Source organism: Streptomyces cyanogenus, assembly GCF_017526105.1.
In the GTDB taxonomy this organism is placed as follows: domain Bacteria; phylum Actinomycetota; class Actinomycetes; order Streptomycetales; family Streptomycetaceae; genus Streptomyces; species Streptomyces cyanogenus.
Map to the genome: position 1 here is coordinate 6639102 of NZ_CP071839.1, position 16277 is coordinate 6655378.

Sequence of the window (16277 nt, forward strand, 5' to 3'; positions counted from 1 at the left end):
GTGGGAGAACTCGTAGCGTTTGGGTCTCCTTCGCCGACTCCTCCGTCAGGCGATCCCTGACGACCTCCCCCTCCTCCTCGGTGGTCTCGTGCACGGCCAAGAGCCGTACGAGACGACGGAAGGTGTCCCGGCGTTCCTCTCGCGCTGGGCGGGGTCGGGGTGCTCGCCCTCGGTCTGGACGCGGTACTCGCGCCGAACATCTCGTCGTGCTCGGCCATGACCCGGTCGCTCGGCGGGGCCTCGCCGCCGTGGATCCGCTCCTGCATCTTCTCGAACCGTTCGTGCGCCTCGCGGACGTGTCCGGCGCCGAGGGTGGTGAGGTCCATCGCACCTGGTGGGCCGGCTCGGCGGCCTGCGCCTGCCCAGCTCGCCCACCGGTTGCGAGTTCTGCGCTTACACGTCGTCGACGCGGCGCCGGTCGTCCTCGTCCCAGGTGCTGGTGTCGCGTGGCTGGGTGTAGGGCTCGGCCTCGGGAGGATGCCCGCCGACGATGGCCCGTTGGCGGACGGTCTCGGCGTCGAACTCCAGGCCCAGGAGGATCGCGAGGTTGCTGATCCACAGCCAGACGAGGAAGACGATGACACCGGCCATGGTGCCGTAGGTCTTGTTGTAGGAGCCGAAGTTGGCGACGTAGAACGCGAAGCCCGCCGAGGCGATCATCCAGATGACCAGGGCCAGGAAGCTGCCGGGCGTGATCCAGCGGAAGCCCTTGACCTTGGCGTTCGGGCTCGCCCAGTACAGGATCGCGATCATCAGGACGACCAGCAGGACGAGAACCGGCCACTTGGCGATCGACCACGCCGTCAGCGCGGTGTCACCCATTCCGAGCGCGGTGCCGGCCCGACGGGCGAGGCCACCGGTGAACACCACGATCAGCGCGCTCGCCACCGCCAGCACCATCAGGACGACGGTCACGCCGAGCCGCACCGGCAGAATCTTCCACACCGGCCGGCCCTCGGGCATGTCGTAGACGGCGTTGGCCGCGCGGATGAACGCGGCCACGTAGCCGGAGGCGGACCACACGGCCACCACCAGGCCGACGACGGCCACGACGGACCCGGTTCCGGCGTTGCCCTGCAACTGCTCCACGGCCCGGCTGATGATGTCCCGGGCCGAGCCGGGGGTGAGCTGCTTGAGGTTGCTGAGCAGTTTGTCGGTCGTCGACCTGCCCGTCACGCCCAGCAGGGACACCAGAACGAGCAGGGCCGGGAAGAGCGACAGCACCCCGTAGTAGGTCAGGGCGGCCGCCCGGTCGGTGAGCTCGTCGTCCTTGAACTCCTTCAGGCTGCCCCTGAGCACCGCACCCCAGGCTCGCTTGGGCAGCTTCGCCGGCGTGTCCGGTGCGGCTCGCTCCACCGTCCGGTGCGGTCCTGGCTCGGGCTGCTCCGGCTGCGTGGAGGACAGTGTCCGTTCGTCGGGCGCGTGATGTTTCCGGCCAAAGGGAAGCAGTTTCGTCATACGGGGCGGGTTTCCCGCAGCCGGAGCTCCAAGCGCTGCCGGACGGGCGTGTGGGGGCTACGCGCCCCGGACGGTGCTCGGCCCGGCGCACCGCGTACCCAAGGAGGTCACTTGGTTTCGGTGGCCCGCTCGGGTTCGCCGGCGCTGTCGTCCCCCCGCATGGGAAGCCGCAGCGGTCGTCCCTCGCGGTGTGCCCAGATGTCGCGGAGGACGACCTGGATCATGCCGGCGACGGGGATCGCCAGCAGAGCGCCGAGGATCCCGGCGACTTCCACGGCGACGAGGATGGCCAGCAGCACGGTGAGGGGGTTGAGCTTCACCGCCCGGGACAGGATCACAGGCTGCAGGAGATGGTTCTCGACCTGCTGGTAGACGATGAAGAACACGACGGCGGCGATGCCGGCCGGTATGGAGTGGATGAACGCTGCCAAGGAGGCCACGACGGCGCCGAGCGTGGCCCCCACCAGCGGGATGAGGTCGGCGATGGCGACGAACAGGGCCAGCAGGCCCGCGAACGGCACCCCGGCGATCAGCAGCACGACGTAGGTCAGCGCCCCGCAGATGACGCTGATCAGCAGGTTGCCGGTGAGGTAGCCGGTCACGGTCCGCGCACACTCCGCGCCCACGCGGCGGATGCGGGCGGCACGAGCCTCGTCCACCAGCTTCAGGGCGCCATCGACGGCCTTGGGGCCCTCCAGCACCATCAGATACGCCAAAACGACGATGGTGACGACGCCGGCCAGGGTGGTCGCGGCGCTGCGGACGAACGCCAGCGCGGGGGTGCCCAGCCCGGTGGCGAAGGAGCGGATCTGCTCCTGATGCTGCTGGACGTACCGCAGGGCGTGGGTGCGCTCCAGCAGATCCCCCACGGGCCCGCGGCCGGCCCGCACGTCCTCGATCATGTGAGGCAGCCGGCCGGCGAGCCGGGTCCCCTCCTGCGCCAGCGGGGTGACGAACAAGGCGACCAGCGCGCCGACGGCCACCACCGCCACCAGGAAGACCATCAGTGTCGCCACCGACCGGTGACACCGTGTCACCCGTCGCTCCACCGCGTCGACCGCGGGGTACAGGGCGACGGCGAAGAACAGCGCGATCACCGCCCAGACCAGAACGCGGCGTGCCTCGATCACCAGTTGCAGCCCGACGTACGCGGCGAGTACCAAGCCGATCGTGGCGAGGATGGTCCGTACCGGAACCCGACGAGTCTGCATGATGCCGGAGTGCCCGGCACACGGTGGGGGAAACGAACAGGCCAGATGGGCCGGCACCGCTGGGTGCCGGCCTTCCGGTCTCGGGGTTGCGCCGCGCCAGACGCCGGTCTGGCGTGCCGCCGCGCGACTCGGTGAACCCCTCGAACCGCTTGAAACGGAGACGAGGTGTCCGGGCAGCCATCCGATCCATCCGCCTCGGTGAGGCGATGGTCAGGCAAGCACGCGGCGCAGCAGCAGCGACGGTGCACGCCGCGTCAGCCAGGCGCACGCCAGACCGATCACGGCACCGGTGGCGACGTCACTGGGGTAGTGGGCGCCGGACTGAACCCGTTCGAGGGCGATCATCGCTGCCGGTAGCGCGCACGCGACACCGGCCGAGGGACAGGTGGGTGCGACCGCCGCCGTGAAGGCGACCGCCGCCGCAGTGTGTCCGGAGGGGAACGAAGAGGAGTCGGGCCGGTCGTGCACCTCCTCGTGCGGAATCCATTCCTTGGGCGGCCGCGGCCGGTCGGCGAGCTGCTTGCACAACCCGTTCGAAACCAGTTGCGCGAGCGTCAGAGCGGACAGCCCCGCGGTCGCCGCCACCCGGCCCCGCCATCCACCGGCCACGGCCATCGCCGCGGCGGCGCCCCACCACAGCTTGCTGCTCTCCGCCGCCTCTTCCACCGCCGACAACACCCGGCCGACCCCGTCGGGGATGCGGGAAGCCGCCTGCCGGGTCAGCAGCTGATCCACCTTTTCCACACAACCGCGAACCGTCATGAACTGCAGGTATCCCGCCATCTGCCGGCCACACCGAAGATCGTCGGCTGCGCTCCGTGCGGGTGCGGCCGGGCACGGGTGCCCCCGGCATCTCCGCGTGCCAGAACGCCCTCCGATGTCCCGGAAGAGACCAGCCAACGCCGTGACCTGCATGGACGGCCTTCAAGCGCTCGTGGAGGTCACCGAGGACGGCCTCTACTGCCTGTAGTCCGGCCTCGATGGATGCGGCCAGGCCACAGGCAGTGGTGCTTCCGTCAGGCGCGCTGAGCGGGCTGGTCGAGCGTCCCCCGCACGTCGCCGTCGTGGTAGAACGTGCGGCCCGACCGGCTTCGCCGGCGCCAGCTCCGCTCGCTGGCGTGGCGGTAGACGCTGCCGGGCGCGATGCCCCACAGGCGGGCGATGTCGGCAGCGCTCAGCCAGCGCGTCTCCTCCTGAGCGAGGCGACGGCTCAACCGCAGCCACTCGTGGCCGGGCCATTGGTGGGCCGGGTCGGCGGAGCAGACGATCTCCGCGGGGCGGTGCGCCTGCTGGGGGCGGACCATGGCGGTCAACTCGCCGGAGCATGCGGTCTCGACGCAGGCGCCGATCGCCACACGGCTCAGTGGTTCGGGGTCGATCACCCGGCGGGTCCTGCGCACCAGGCCGGCGATCTCCTCGCACACGTCGGCCGCCGCCGCGTGCGCCGCCAGCCACTCCACATGCCGGAAGAGGAAAGCGGCGAGCACCGGCACCGTGTCCCGGGCGGCGCCAGAGCGCCGGGCGTCGACGACCACACCCGCCCAGGAGCGCAGCACGCCGAGGATCTCCGAACGCGCCTCGGAGGCAGCCGTGTTGAAAGGCATGCCGGGGAGCGGACCCCCGGACGTGCGCTCGCGCGGCTGGTTGGTGCCGCTCAGCCGGCGGCCGCACTCCTCGTACAGCGCCGGCAACTGCCTCAGTTCCCCCATCAGGCGGTCCCGGCACACCGGGCACAGCCGCGATCCGCGTGCCGCGGTCCGCCGAGGCCGGTTGTCGGCCGCCCTGGCGCGGCACGTGCTCCCCACGCAGCCGGCGGCCATCGGTGCCGTGCGTGTGTCGTCCTGTCCCACGTGCATCCCCCTCGCCTCTTCGCTTCTTTGAGCACGGAGAAGCTATTTCCGGGCCTCGGAGCCGGGCAAGGCGGGAGGCGTCATTTGTAACTCTCCTGACGGTGCGATGTCGTCGTTCTGTCGCTGCGCACGACGGCTGACGTAAGTTGACGGAAGTCTGGACAGCAGAGGGTTGACTCTGCTCCGCCCGGCGAAGAAGCTATTCGTTAGCTTCCGCCGAACTGTGTTGAATTCCAGTCGGCTTGAAGGAAACGTCGCCGCTGGGCGCTACGGTGCTTCACCGTCGGATTCGCAGGACACATGGAATTCCCGATATTCCCCCAGCCTATTCAAGGAGCGGAAAATGGACGCTGCGGTGATCATCGCGGGTGCCGGTCCCGCCGGACTCATGCTCGCCGGTGAGCTCCGGCTCGCGGGGGTCGACGTCATCGTGCTGGAGCGCCTCGCGGAGCGGACCGGCGAATCCCGCGGTCTCGGATTCACCGCCCGCACCATGGAGGTGTTCGACCAGCGGGGCCTGCTGGCGCGCTTCGGTGACGTCGAGACCAGCGCGCTGGGGCACTTCGGGGGAATCCCCCTGGACTTCGGGCTGCTCGAAGGCGCCTGGAAGGCCGCCAAGACCGTGCCGCAGAGTGTGACGGAGACCAGGCTGGAGGAGTGGGCGGCCGAGCTGGGTGCGGACATCCGGCGCGGCCACGAACTGCTCTCCCTGAGGGAGCATGGCGACGCGGTCGAGGTCGAGGTCCGCGGTCCCGAAGGCCTCCGGACCCTGCGCGCCGCCTACCTCGTGGGCTGCGACGGCGGCCGCAGCACGGTCCGCAAGGCCGCGGGATTCGACTTCCCCGGCACCGCGGCCACACTGGAGATGTTCCTCGCCGACGTGAAGGGGCTCGACCTGGAGCCGCGCATGATCGGCGAGAAGCTGCCCGGCGGCATGGTGATGGTCGCCAAGCTGCCCGGGGGCATCACCCGCATCATCGCGGGGGAGTACGGGACCTCGCCACGGCGGCGTGCGACACCGCCGGCTTACGAGGAGATCGCGGCCGTCTGGAAGCGACTGACCGGCGGCGACATCACGCACGGCGAACCGGTGTGGCTCAGCGCCTTCGGCGACGCCGCGCGTCAGGCGTCCGAATACCGCCGGGGTCGCGTGTTGCTGGCCGGGGACTCCGCGCACATCCATCTGCCGGCCGGCGGCCAGGGGATGAACACCAGCATCCAGGACTCGGTGAACCTCGGCTGGAAGCTGGCCGCCGTCGTCAACGGCTTGGCGGGACCCGGCCTGCTGGACAGCTACCACAGTGAACGGCACCCGGTCGGCGAGCGGCTCCTGATGAACACCCGTGCGCAGGGGCTGCTCCTGCTCGGGGGCCCGGAGGTGCAGCCGCTGCGCGAGGTGCTCGCCGAGCTGGTCGCCTTCGAGGAGGTCGACCGCCACCTCGCCGGCATGGTCAGCGGCCTGGAGATCACGTACGACGTGGGTGCCGGAACCAACCCGCTGCTCGGCAAGCGCATGCCGCACCTCGAACTGGTCGGCGAGCACGCCAAGTCCAGCAGTACGGAGCTGCTGCACCACGGCCGTGGCGTGCTCCTCGACCTGGCGGACAACGCAAGGCTGCGGGAGCGCGCCGCGCCCTGGTCGGCGCGCGTGGACGTCGTCACGGCAGAGCCGCACGGGGTGTCCGAGGACAGCGTGCTGCACGGCACGTCCGCCGTGCTGATCCGGCCCGACGGCCACGTCGCCTGGGCGGCCCCGGGCAGCTGTCACGACCTGCCCATGGCCCTGACGCGCTGGTTCGGTACACCGCGGGTCGGGCGCGCCTTCTGAAGCCGTGCCGCGGCCTCCCCCTGCCCGGGTGGTGGCGCGACCTCGGTTCCCGATTTCTGTCGTTCTGAGGAGAGAACTGAAATGCACAGCACTCTGATCGTGGCGAAGATGGACCCCGCGTCGAGTATCGACGTGGCCAAGCTCTTCGGTGATTTCGACCGCACCGAAATGCCCCATCGTATGGGCACGAGGCGCCGACAGCTCTTCTCGTACCGAGGCCTGTATTTCCATCTGCAGGACTTCGACGAGAACAACGGCGGTGAACTCATAGAAGAAGCGAAGACCGATCCGCGATTCGTCGCCATCAGCCAGGACCTGAAGCCTTTCATCCAGGCGTACGACCCGGAGACCTGGCGCTCCCCGGCCGACGCCATGGCCACCCGCTTCTACGACTGGACGGCTTCCTCGTGACCACGTCGACCGACAAGAAGGGAGGTGACCTCGGATGGGACGTCGTGTAGTCGTCACCGGAATCGGAGTCCTCGCACCGGGCGGCATCGGGGCCGAGAACTTCTGGAGTCTGCTCAGCGAGGGCCGCACGGCGACGCGGGGGATCACCTTCTTCGATCCCTCCTCGTTCCGTTCGCAGATCGCCGCCGAGGCGGACTTCGACGCCGAGCGGAGCGGGCTGAGCCCTCAGGAGATACGGCGGATGGACCGTGCCGCCCAGTTCGGAGTGGTCACCGCGCGCGAGGCGCTGGCGGACAGCGGACTGGACCAGGCAGGCCTGGACCCCTACCGCACCGGAGTCACCATCGGAAGCGCGGTCGGCGCCACCATGGGCCTCGACGAGGAGTACCGGGTGGTCAGCGACGGCGGCCGACTCGACCTCGTCGACCACCGGTACACCCCGCAGCACCTGTACAACCACTTCGTGCCGAGTTCCTTCTCGGCCGAGGTGGCGTGGGCCGTGGGGGCCGAGGGACCCAACACCGTGGTGTCCACCGGCTGCACCTCAGGCATCGACTCGGTCGGCCAGGCCGTCGAGCTGATCCGCGAGGGCAGCGTCGACGTGATGATCGCCGGTGCGACGGACGCCCCCATCTCGCCGATCACCATGGCGTGCTTCGACGCGATCAAGGCGACCACGCCCCGCAACGACGAGCCCGAGCATGCCTCGCGGCCCTTCGACGGGACCCGCAACGGCTTCGTGCTCGGCGAGGGTTCGGCGGTGTTCGTCCTGGAGGAGCTGACCGCCGCCCGCGCCCGTGGCGCGCACATCTACGCGGAGATCGCCGGCTACGCCTCGCGGTGCAACGCCTTCCACATGACCGGGCTGCGCCCCGACGGACGTGAGATGGGGGAGGCGATCCGGGTCGCGCTGGACGAGGCCCGGATCAACCCCGAGGCCATCGACTACATCAACGCGCACGGCTCGGGCACCAAGCAGAACGACCGGCACGAGACGGCCGCGTTCAAACTCAGCCTCGGCGAGCACGCCTACCGGACCCCGATCAGCTCCATCAAGTCGATGGTGGGTCACTCACTGGGCGCCATCGGCTCGATCGAGATCGCGGCGTCCCTGCTCGCCATGGAGAACCACGTGGTGCCGCCCACCGCGAACCTGCACACGCCCGACCCGGAGTGCGACCTCGACTACGTCCCGCTCGTCGCCCGTGAGCACACCACGGACACGGTCCTGACGGTCGGCAGCGGATTCGGTGGATTCCAGAGCGCGATGGTGCTGGCCCGCCCGGAGAGGAGCGCGGCATGACCGCAAGAGTCGTCATCACCGGTATCGGCATTGCCGCACCCAACGGGTTCGGCGTGGAGGACTACTGGGCCGCGACCCGCGTCGGCAAGAGCGCCATCGGCCGCATCACCCGCTTCGACCCCACGCAGTACCCGGCCAGGCTGGCCGGTGAGATCCGGGGCTTCGACGCCCGGGACCACCTGCCGGGCCGACTCATTCCGCAGACCGACCGGATGACCCAACTTGCCCTGGTCGCCACCGACTCGGCGTTCGAGGACGCCGGCGTCAAGCCCGGTGACATTCCCGAGTACGACATGGGTGTCGTGACCGCCAGCACGGCCGGTGGCTTCGAGTTCGGCCAGAACGAGCTGCAGGCGCTGTGGAGCAAGGGCAGCCAGCACGTGAGCGCGTACCAGTCGTTCGCCTGGTTCTACGCGGTCAACAGCGGCCAGATCTCCATCCGCAACGGCATGCGCGGGCACAGCGCCGTGGTCGTCAGCGACCAGGCGGGCGGCCTCGACGCGATCGCCCAGGCGCGCCGGCAGATCCGCAAAGGCAGCAAGCTGATCTGCTCCGGCGGCGTCGACGCCTCGATCTGCCCGTGGGGATGGGTGGCACAGCTCGCCAACGGGCGCGTCAGCACCAGCGAGAACACCGAGCGGGCCTATCTGCCCTTCGACGCCGATGCTTCCGGCTACGTGCCGGGCGAGGGCGGCGCGCTGCTCATCCTGGAGGACGCCGAAGCCGCACGGCAGCGCGGCGCGGAGAACGTCTACGGGGAGATCGCCGGGTACGGCTCGACCTTCGACCCCAGGCCCGGCAGCGGACGGGAACCCGGCCTGCGGCGCGCGATCGAGCTCGCCCTCGCCGACGCCGACGCCGAACCCTCCGACATCGGCGTGGTGTTCGCGGACGCCGCGGGTACGCCCGAGCTCGACCGCGTCGAGGCCGAGGCGCTCATCGAGGTCTTCGGGGCAGCCGGGGTGCCCGTCACCGCGCCCAAGACGATGACCGGGCGGCTGTACTCCGGAGCCGCTCCGGTGGACGTCGTCACGGCGGTCCTCGCCATGCGGGAGGGCCTGATCCCGCCCACCGTGAACGTCTCGCTCTCTCCGGAGTACGACATCGACCTGGTCACCGCCCAGCCGCGCACGGCGCGCGTCCGCAACGCTCTCGTCGTCGCCCGCGGTTACGGCGGTTTCAACTCGGCGATGGTCGTGCGCGGCACGGACCGATGACGCCACCCACTTCCGCCGAGAACCACCCATCTCTGTCGACAACCACGAAAGGCACGTTCATGTCTCAGCCCGAGTTCACCGTCGAGGACCTCAAGCGCATCCTGGTGGAGGGCGCGGGCGCCGACGAGGGCGTCGACCTCGACAGCGACATCCTCGACACCGACTTCGAGAGCCTCGGTTACGAGTCGCTGGCCCTCCTGGAGACTGCCGGGCGCATCGAGCGCGAGTTCGGCATCACCCTCGACGACGAGGTCTTCATCGACAACCCCACGCCGCGTGAGCTGGTGGCGGCCGTCAACGCGAAGCTGCCCGGCTCCCTCGCCGCCTGACCCCCCTTCGTCCGGAGAAGACTGGAGAAGAGATACAGATGTCGCAGCAGGACCAGCGTGTCGCCCTCGTCACCGGAGCCACCAGCGGGATCGGCCTCGCAGCCGCCCGGCTGCTCGCCACCCAGGGGCACCGGGTGTTCATCGGCGCGCGCAATGCGGAGAACGTGGCGGAGACCGTCAAGCAGCTGCAGGACGAGGGCCTCGACGTCGACGGCACCGCTCTCGACGTGCGCTCCGCGGACGGGGTGCGGGCCTTCGTGCAGTCGGCGGTGGACCGGTTCGGCACGGTCGACGTGCTGGTGAACAACGCGGGCCGGTCCGGTGGAGGGGTGACCGCAGACATCGCGGACGAGCTGTGGGACGACGTGATCGCCACCAACCTCACCAGCGTCTTCCGGATGACGCGAGAGGTGCTCAACACCGGCGGGATGCGCGGGAAGTCCCGTGGCCGCATCATCAACATCGCCTCCACGGCGGGTAAGCAGGGCGTGGTCCTCGGCGCCCCGTACTCGGCGTCCAAGCACGGCGTCGTCGGCTTCACCAAGGCGCTGGGCAACGAGCTCGCGCCCACCGGCATCACCGTCAACGCGGTCTGCCCCGGCTACGTCGAGACGCCGATGGCCCAGCGCGTCCGCCAGGGATACGCGGCCGCCTACAACGCGACCGAGGACGCGATCCTGGAGAAGTTCCAGGCGAAGATCCCGCTCGGCCGTTACTCCACGCCCGAGGAGGTCGCCGGCCTGGTCGGCTACCTGGCCTCGGACACCGCCGCCTCCATCACCTCCCAGGCGCTCAACGTCTGCGGCGGACTCGGCAACTTCTGAATCCCGCCCCCCAACCCGTACATCCGCAGCTGTGAATGGAGTTCACCATGACGGTCCGTGAGGTCGAGCACGCGATCACCGTGCAGGCCCCCGCCGCCGAGGTCTACCGCTTGATCGCCGAGGTGGAGAACTGGCCGCGCGTCTTCCCGCCGACCATCTACGTCGACCAGGTCGAGCGGGGCACTCCCGGCGAGACCGGCGTGAGCGAGGAGCGCATCCGCATCTGGGCCACCGCCAACGGCACGGCCAAGAACTGGACCTCGCGCCGCACTCTCGACCCGCAGGCCCTGCGCATCACCTTCCGCCAGGAAGTGTCCGCGCCGCCGGTCGCGGCGATGGGCGGCACCTGGATCATCGAGCCGCTCGCCGCGGACGAGTCCAGGATCCGGCTGCTCCACGACTATCGGGCCATCGACGACGATCCCGACTCCCTGAAGTGGATCGACGAGGCCGTCGACCGCAACTCCCGCTCGGAGCTCGCCGCACTGAAGACCAATGTCGAACTCGCCCACGCCACCGAGGAGGTGACGTTCTCCTTCGAGGACACCGTGCGGATCAACGGCTCCGCGAAGGACGTGTACGACTTCATCGACGAGGCCGACAAGTGGGAGGAGCGGTTGCCGCACGTGGCGTCCGTGCGGCTTGAGGAGCTCTCCCCGGGCCTGCAGATCCTTGAGATGGACACCCGTACCAAGGACGGGCACACGCACACCACCAAGTCCTACCGCGTGTGCTTCTCGCACCAGAAGATCGCGTACAAACAGGTCACCCTGCCCGCCCTGATGACCCTGCACACCGGCTACTGGACGTTCACGGAGAACGAGGACGGCGTCACCGCCTCCTCGCAGCACACCGTCGTGCTGAACACCGAGAACATCACCAGGTACCTCGGCCCGGACGCCGGGATCGCCGAGGCCAGGGAACACGTGCAGACGGCCCTGAGCGCCAACAGCCGGGCCACCCTGGGTCTCGCCAAGGACTACGCCGAGCAGCAGCAGCGCTGACCATGGCCGCGAAGCACACCGACACCCAGGTGATCGTGGTCGGGGCGGGTCCGGTCGGGCTGATGCTCGCCGGCGAGCTGCGGCTCGGCGGGGCCGACGTGGTGGTCGTCGAAAAACTGTCCACCCCCACCACGGAATCCCGGGCGTCCACCCTGCACGCCCGCACCATGGAGATCCTCGACAGCAGGGGCCTGCTCGACGAGCTGGTCCCCGTTCCGAACGACGTCATGGGCCACTTCGGCGGGATACCACTCGACCTCACCCTTCCATCGGCCTACCCCGGCCAGTGGAAGGTCCCGCAGACCCGTGTCGAGGAGCTGCTCCAGGGCTGGGCGACCGGCCTCGGCGCCGTCGTCCTGCGCGGCCACGAGCTGCGTGGTCTCACGGTCGGCCAGGGCCACGTGGCCGTGGACGTCCTCGGCCCGGACGGCCCGGTGCGGATGCGGGGACGGTACGTCGTCGGCTGCGACGGCGAGCAGAGCGCGGTGCGCCGCCTCAGCGGCATCGCCTTCCCCGGCGAAGACGCCTCTCGCGAGCTCATCCGCGCGGACGTGGCCGGCATCGACATCCCACCGCGCCGCTTCCAGCGCCTCGAAAGCGGACTCGCCATCGCCGCGCGCCGTCCCGACGGGGTGACACGCGTGATGGTGCACGAGTTCGGCCGCACGGCCGAACCCCGCTCGGCGGAACCTGAGTTCAGCGAGGTCGCCGAGATCTGGAAGCGTGTCACCGGCGAGGACATCAGTGGCGGCGAGCCGCTCTGGGTCAACGCCTTCGGCAACGCGTCACGACTGGCGGAGCGGTACCGGGACGGCAGGGTTCTGCTGGCGGGCGATGCCGCCCACCAGCAGATGCCGGTCGGCGGCCAGGCACTCAACCTGGGCCTGCAGGACGCGGTGAACCTCGGCTGGAAACTGGCCGCGCAGGTCACCGGACGGCAGCCGGACGGGCTCCTGGACAGCTACCACACCGAACGGCACGCGGTCGGACGGCGCACGCTGAGCAACATCAGGGCACAGTCCCTGCTGCTGCTCGGGGGTGGCGAAGTGGAGGGCGTCCGGGGGGTGTTCGCCGAGATCACGGCCATGGAGGACGTGCGCACCCGCCTGGCCGGAATGATCTCCGGCCTGGAATCCCGCTACGAGGTGGGACCGGGTCACCATCCGCTGCTCGGTGCCCGCCTCCCCCACGTGGAACTGGCGGGTGAGCAAGGTACGGTCACCACCACCGCCCTGCTCAGGCCGGGCCGCGCGGTGCTGATCGGCCTGTCCGGTGATCCGCTCCGGGGGGCGCGGCTGCGCGCCGCGGCCACCCCGTGGTTCCCGAGGGTCACCGTGACCCTGGCCGAACCTGTCGACCACTCGGCCCCGTTGGCGGACGTCGACGCCGTTCTCGCACGGCCGGACGGTCATGTCGTATGGACCGGCAGTGCGGGAGAAGCGGAACTGCACGCCGTGCTGCGCCGCTGGTTCGGCGAACCGGAGCCCGCCGGAACGGCCGGGACCCGGTTCCGGGCCCACGGTTCGTCCACCCGTGGGGGCGGACTCGCCGGCAGGACCGCCCTGGTGACCCACGCGGGCGGGGGAGCGGGCCGTGCGGCCGCCATGCGCCTCGCGGCCGCGGGAGCCCTCGTCGCCATCCACCACACAGGCGATGAGCAGGCGGCCGACGATGTCGTCCGGGCGATCGGGGAGGGCGGCGGATGCGCCTTCGCGCTCGGCGCGGAACTCGGCGGGTACGGGAACGTCCAGCGCCTTTTCGCCGATCTGGAAGCGGAGCTGACGGACCGTACGGGTAGGGCCGATCTGGACATCCTGGTCAACAGTGCCGATGACGTCGACGGCGTCGCTCCCGAGCACGCGACGCCGGAGGAGTTCGACCGGCTGGTCGCGGCCGGTGCCAAGGCGCCGTACTTCGTCATCCAGCGGGCGCTGAGGAGCCTCGCCGACGGGGGCCGCGTCATCAACATCTCGCGCGGTGCGGTCGAGCCGGTGGAGCCGAAGGCGGTCGCGTACGCGATGGCCAAGGGCGCCGTCGAGACGCTCGCCCGGCACTACGCCGTGGCCTTGGCACCACGCGGCATCACCGTCAACAGCGTGGCGCCCGGCACCACGGACGACGGTGAACGCGTCGGCACGGTGGTGGCCTTCCTCGCAGGTGACGACGCGGGCGGGATCACCGGCGCCGTGTTCGACGCCGACGGCAGCCCGGTGCACGGACGGCCGGCCGGCTGACGGGAACCGGCGCACGATGAGGCCGGCGCCCCCGCCGCCCCCCTAAGACGTCGGCGTACACCCCCGGTGCGTCGGCCCCGTCGGCCGCGGAGCCCAGGAGCTCCGCGGCCGACGCTTCTCATGACCCTCGCAACACCTCGTCGAAAGGACACTCATGTCGCAGGAGCCCCTCCGCCTTGCCTTGATCATCGGCAGCAACCGCGAAGCCCGCTTCGGAGAGGTCGTCGGCGACTGGTTCGCCGGCGTGGCGAAGCGCCGCGGGGATCTCACCGTCGACGTGATCGACCTCGCGGACCACGAGCTGCCCACGGTGCTGTCGCAGAACCCTTCGCCCCGGGTCGCGGCCGAGCTGGAAAAGGTCTCGCCGCGCCTCGCCGAAGCGGATGCCTACGTGGTGGTGACGCCGGAGTACAACCACAGCTACCCGGCCGCGCTGAAGAACCTCATCGACTGGCACCACACCCAGTGGCAGGCCAAGCCGGTCGGCTTCGTCTCCTACGGCGGCCTGTCGGGCGGCCTTCGCTCCGTCGAGCACCTGCGGCCGGTCTTCGCCGAGCTGCACGCGGTGACCGTCCGTGACGTGGTCAGCCTCCACATGGCGTGGGAGCGGTTCGGTCCGGACGGCGCCCCCAAGGACGAGGGCCCCGCCCAGGCCGCGAAGGTGCTGCTCGACCAGCTCGTCTGGTGGGGCAACGCCCTGCGCGAGGCTCGTGCCAAGACCCCGTACGGAATCTGAACGTGACCTCCGTCGAAGAGGGCGTCCCAGACATTCAGGACAGGCTCGACGAGTTACGGGAGCTCAAGAGACAGGCCCGCGAAGGCCTGGACCCGTCCGCCACCGAGCGCCAGCACGCCAAGGGCAAGCTCACCGCGTACGAGCGCATCGAACTGCTCCTGGACGAAGACTCGTTCAACGAGGTGGAGCCCCTGCGCCGGCACCGCGCGCAGGGCTTCGGCCTGGAGGCCAAGAAGCCGTACACCGACGGTGTGATCACCGGCTGGGGCACGGTGGAGGGCCGTACGGTCTTCGTCTACGCGCACGACTTCCGGATCTTCGGTGGCGCGCTCGGCGAGGCCCACGCCACCAAGATCCACAAGATCATGGACATGGCCCTGTCGGCCGGTGCCCCTCTGGTCTCGCTGAACGACGGCGCGGGCGCCCGTATCCAGGAAGGGGTCACCGCGCTCGCCGGCTACGGCGGCATCTTCCAGCGCAACACCAAGGCCTCGGGTGTCATCCCGCAGATCTCCGTGATGCTCGGCCCGTGCGCCGGCGGCGCCGCCTACAGCCCGGCCCTCACGGACTTCGTCTTCATGGTCCGCGAGACCTCCCAGATGTTCATCACCGGCCCGGACGTCGTCAAGGCGGTCACCGGCGAGGAGATCACCCAGAACGGCCTCGGCGGCGCCGACGTCCACGCGGGCACATCCGGCGTCGCGCACTTCGCGTACGACGACGAGGAGAGCTGCCTGCAGGAGGTCCGCTTCCTGCTGTCGCTGCTGCCCGCGAACAACCGCGAACTCGCACCCGTGGAGGACTCCGGTGACCCGGCCGAGCGGCTCACCGAGGCACTGCTCACCCTGGTCCCCGCGGACTCGGGACGGTCGTACGACATCCGCGCGGTGATCGAGGAAATCGTCGACGGCGGAGAGCACTTCGAGGTGCACCCCGCCTGGGGTGCCAACCTCGTGTGTGCGTTGGCCCGGCTGGACGGGCACGTCGTCGGCATCGTCGCCAACCAGCCCACCGTGATGGCCGGTGTCCTGGACATCGAGTCGTCCGAGAAGGGCGCGCGGTTCGTGCAGTTCTGCGACGCGTTCAACATCCCCCTCGTGACCCTGGTGGACGTACCCGGTTTCCTGCCGGGCGTCGACCAGGAGCACAGCGGCATCATCCGGCGCGGCGCCAAGCTGCTGTACGCCTACTGCAACGCGACCGTGCCCCGCGTCTCGCTCGTGCTGCGCAAGGCGTACGGCGGCGCCTACATCGTCATGGACTCCCGTTCCATCGGCGCCGACCTGGCCCTGGCCTGGCCCACCAACGAGATCGCGGTGATGGGCGCGGAGGGCGCGGCCAACGTCATCTTCCGCCGCGAGATCAATGCCTCCGACGACCCCGAGTCCGTACGCCGCCAGCGGATCAAGGAGTACAGGACCGAGCTCATGCACCCCTACTACGGGGCGGAGCGCGGACTCATCGACGACGTCATCGACCCCCGGGACACCCGCAGAGTGCTCATCCGGTCGCTCGCCATGCTGCGCGCCAAGCACGCGGATCTCCCCTCGCGCAAGCACGGGAACCCCCCGCAGTGAGCGGCCGGGAGACCACCTCCGCGGCCCTCATCCGGGTGGAGAAGGGCGCTCCGGACGCCCTGGAGCTCGCCGCCCTCACCGCGGTGCTCCTCGGCCGGTGCGCCGCGGACCGGAAGCCCGCGGACCGGAAGCCCGCGGACCGGAAGTCCGCGGACCGGGAGCGGACCCTCGTCCCCTGGCGCCGAACCGGGAATCCGGCGGCGCCCCCGACTCCCCGCAGCTGGCGCTCATGAACGCGGAACGTCGGCCGCGCACCCTCGACCGTTCTCCTCGTCAGCACACATCAGCAAAGGAA

The 16277-nt window shown here is 70.2% G+C and carries 15 protein-coding genes; 11 read left to right on the plus strand and 4 right to left on the minus strand.

Annotated features, from left to right (window positions below; translation table 11 throughout):
• Positions 1-393 precede the first annotated feature (393 nt).
• The 4 genes from S1361_RS29845 to S1361_RS29860 all read right to left on the minus strand — a co-directional run bounded on the left by S1361_RS29845 (position 394) and on the right by S1361_RS29860 (position 4378).
• Positions 394-1458, minus strand: coding sequence for a YihY/virulence factor BrkB family protein (locus tag S1361_RS29845; protein WP_208034988.1), 1065 nt, complete (start codon positions 1456-1458; stop codon positions 394-396).
• A gap of 107 nt (positions 1459-1565) precedes the next feature.
• Positions 1566-2669: an AI-2E family transporter gene (locus S1361_RS29850; protein ID WP_208034989.1), complete on the minus strand. Its 1104-nt coding sequence runs from the start codon at positions 2667-2669 to the stop codon at positions 1566-1568.
• A 210-nt stretch (positions 2670-2879) separates the two neighbouring features.
• Complete coding sequence (locus S1361_RS29855; protein WP_243769349.1) at positions 2880-3452, minus strand: phosphatase PAP2 family protein; 573 nt, start codon at positions 3450-3452, stop codon at positions 2880-2882.
• A 233-nt stretch (positions 3453-3685) separates the two neighbouring features.
• Positions 3686-4378: a hypothetical protein gene (locus S1361_RS29860; RefSeq protein ID WP_208034990.1), complete on the minus strand. Its 693-nt coding sequence runs from the start codon at positions 4376-4378 to the stop codon at positions 3686-3688.
• Positions 4379-4862: 484 nt separating this feature from the next.
• Between S1361_RS29860 and S1361_RS29865 the strand changes: the two genes are divergently transcribed.
• The 11 genes from S1361_RS29865 to S1361_RS29915 all read left to right on the plus strand — a co-directional run bounded on the left by S1361_RS29865 (position 4863) and on the right by S1361_RS29915 (position 16215).
• Positions 4863-6347, plus strand: coding sequence for an FAD-dependent monooxygenase (locus S1361_RS29865; protein ID WP_208034991.1), 1485 nt, complete (start codon positions 4863-4865; stop codon positions 6345-6347).
• Positions 6348-6428: 81 nt separating this feature from the next.
• Positions 6429-6758: a TcmI family type II polyketide cyclase gene (locus S1361_RS29870; RefSeq protein ID WP_135792284.1), complete on the plus strand. Its 330-nt coding sequence runs from the start codon at positions 6429-6431 to the stop codon at positions 6756-6758.
• A 34-nt stretch (positions 6759-6792) separates the two neighbouring features.
• Positions 6793-8061: a beta-ketoacyl-[acyl-carrier-protein] synthase family protein gene (locus S1361_RS29875; RefSeq protein ID WP_208034992.1), complete on the plus strand. Its 1269-nt coding sequence runs from the start codon at positions 6793-6795 to the stop codon at positions 8059-8061.
• A complete protein-coding gene (locus S1361_RS29880; RefSeq protein ID WP_208034993.1) occupies positions 8058-9278 on the plus strand; it encodes a ketosynthase chain-length factor in 1221 nt (406 codons plus the stop codon). Before S1361_RS29875 ends, S1361_RS29880 begins: the two co-directional genes overlap by 4 nt.
• A gap of 59 nt (positions 9279-9337) precedes the next feature.
• Entirely contained in the window at positions 9338-9607 is a 270-nt protein-coding gene (locus S1361_RS29885; protein WP_208034994.1) for an acyl carrier protein, read from the plus strand.
• A gap of 38 nt (positions 9608-9645) precedes the next feature.
• Positions 9646-10431: a 3-oxoacyl-ACP reductase FabG gene (gene fabG / locus S1361_RS29890; RefSeq protein ID WP_208034995.1), complete on the plus strand. Its 786-nt coding sequence runs from the start codon at positions 9646-9648 to the stop codon at positions 10429-10431.
• Between the two features lie 47 nt (positions 10432-10478).
• On the plus strand, positions 10479-11435 hold the full coding sequence (locus S1361_RS29895) for an aromatase/cyclase (protein WP_208034996.1): 957 nt from the start codon (positions 10479-10481) through the stop codon (positions 11433-11435).
• 2 nt (positions 11436-11437) lie between these two features.
• Complete coding sequence (locus S1361_RS29900; protein WP_208034997.1) at positions 11438-13669, plus strand: SDR family oxidoreductase; 2232 nt, start codon at positions 11438-11440, stop codon at positions 13667-13669.
• 154 nt (positions 13670-13823) lie between these two features.
• Positions 13824-14405, plus strand: coding sequence for an NADPH-dependent FMN reductase (locus S1361_RS29905; RefSeq protein ID WP_208034998.1), 582 nt, complete (start codon positions 13824-13826; stop codon positions 14403-14405).
• 2 nt (positions 14406-14407) lie between these two features.
• Positions 14408-15982 (plus strand): acyl-CoA carboxylase subunit beta, encoded by a 1575-nt coding sequence (locus S1361_RS29910; protein WP_208034999.1) that lies wholly within the window; start codon positions 14408-14410, stop codon positions 15980-15982.
• Positions 15979-16215 carry an acyl-CoA carboxylase subunit epsilon gene (locus tag S1361_RS29915; RefSeq protein ID WP_208035000.1) on the plus strand — a complete coding sequence of 79 codons (237 nt, stop codon included), beginning with the start codon at positions 15979-15981 and terminating at the stop codon, positions 16213-16215. The genes S1361_RS29910 and S1361_RS29915 overlap by 4 nt, the downstream gene beginning before the upstream one ends.
• The last annotated feature ends 62 nt before the right edge of the window (positions 16216-16277 follow it).

What these genes read in the sequence shown, in the direction of transcription:
- S1361_RS29865 (WP_208034991.1), top strand. Translation starts at nt 4,863, where the DNA reads ATGGACGCTGCGGTGATCATCGCGGGTGCCGGTCCCGCCGGACTCATG.
- S1361_RS29895 (WP_208034996.1), top strand. Translation starts at nt 10,479, where the DNA reads ATGACGGTCCGTGAGGTCGAGCACGCGATCACCGTGCAGGCCCCCGCC.
- S1361_RS29905 (WP_208034998.1), top strand. Translation starts at nt 13,824, where the DNA reads ATGTCGCAGGAGCCCCTCCGCCTTGCCTTGATCATCGGCAGCAACCGC.
- S1361_RS29845 (WP_208034988.1), bottom strand. Translation starts at nt 1,458, where the DNA reads ATGACGAAACTGCTTCCCTTTGGCCGGAAACATCACGCGCCCGACGAA.
- S1361_RS29900 (WP_208034997.1), top strand. Translation starts at nt 11,438, where the DNA reads ATGGCCGCGAAGCACACCGACACCCAGGTGATCGTGGTCGGGGCGGGT.
- S1361_RS29880 (WP_208034993.1), top strand. Translation starts at nt 8,058, where the DNA reads ATGACCGCAAGAGTCGTCATCACCGGTATCGGCATTGCCGCACCCAAC.
- S1361_RS29885 (WP_208034994.1), top strand. Translation starts at nt 9,338, where the DNA reads ATGTCTCAGCCCGAGTTCACCGTCGAGGACCTCAAGCGCATCCTGGTG.
- S1361_RS29870 (WP_135792284.1), top strand. Translation starts at nt 6,429, where the DNA reads ATGCACAGCACTCTGATCGTGGCGAAGATGGACCCCGCGTCGAGTATC.
- S1361_RS29875 (WP_208034992.1), top strand. Translation starts at nt 6,793, where the DNA reads ATGGGACGTCGTGTAGTCGTCACCGGAATCGGAGTCCTCGCACCGGGC.
- S1361_RS29855 (WP_243769349.1), bottom strand. Translation starts at nt 3,452, where the DNA reads ATGGCGGGATACCTGCAGTTCATGACGGTTCGCGGTTGTGTGGAAAAG.
- S1361_RS29850 (WP_208034989.1), bottom strand. Translation starts at nt 2,669, where the DNA reads ATGCAGACTCGTCGGGTTCCGGTACGGACCATCCTCGCCACGATCGGC.
- fabG (WP_208034995.1), top strand. Translation starts at nt 9,646, where the DNA reads ATGTCGCAGCAGGACCAGCGTGTCGCCCTCGTCACCGGAGCCACCAGC.
- S1361_RS29860 (WP_208034990.1), bottom strand. Translation starts at nt 4,378, where the DNA reads ATGGGGGAACTGAGGCAGTTGCCGGCGCTGTACGAGGAGTGCGGCCGC.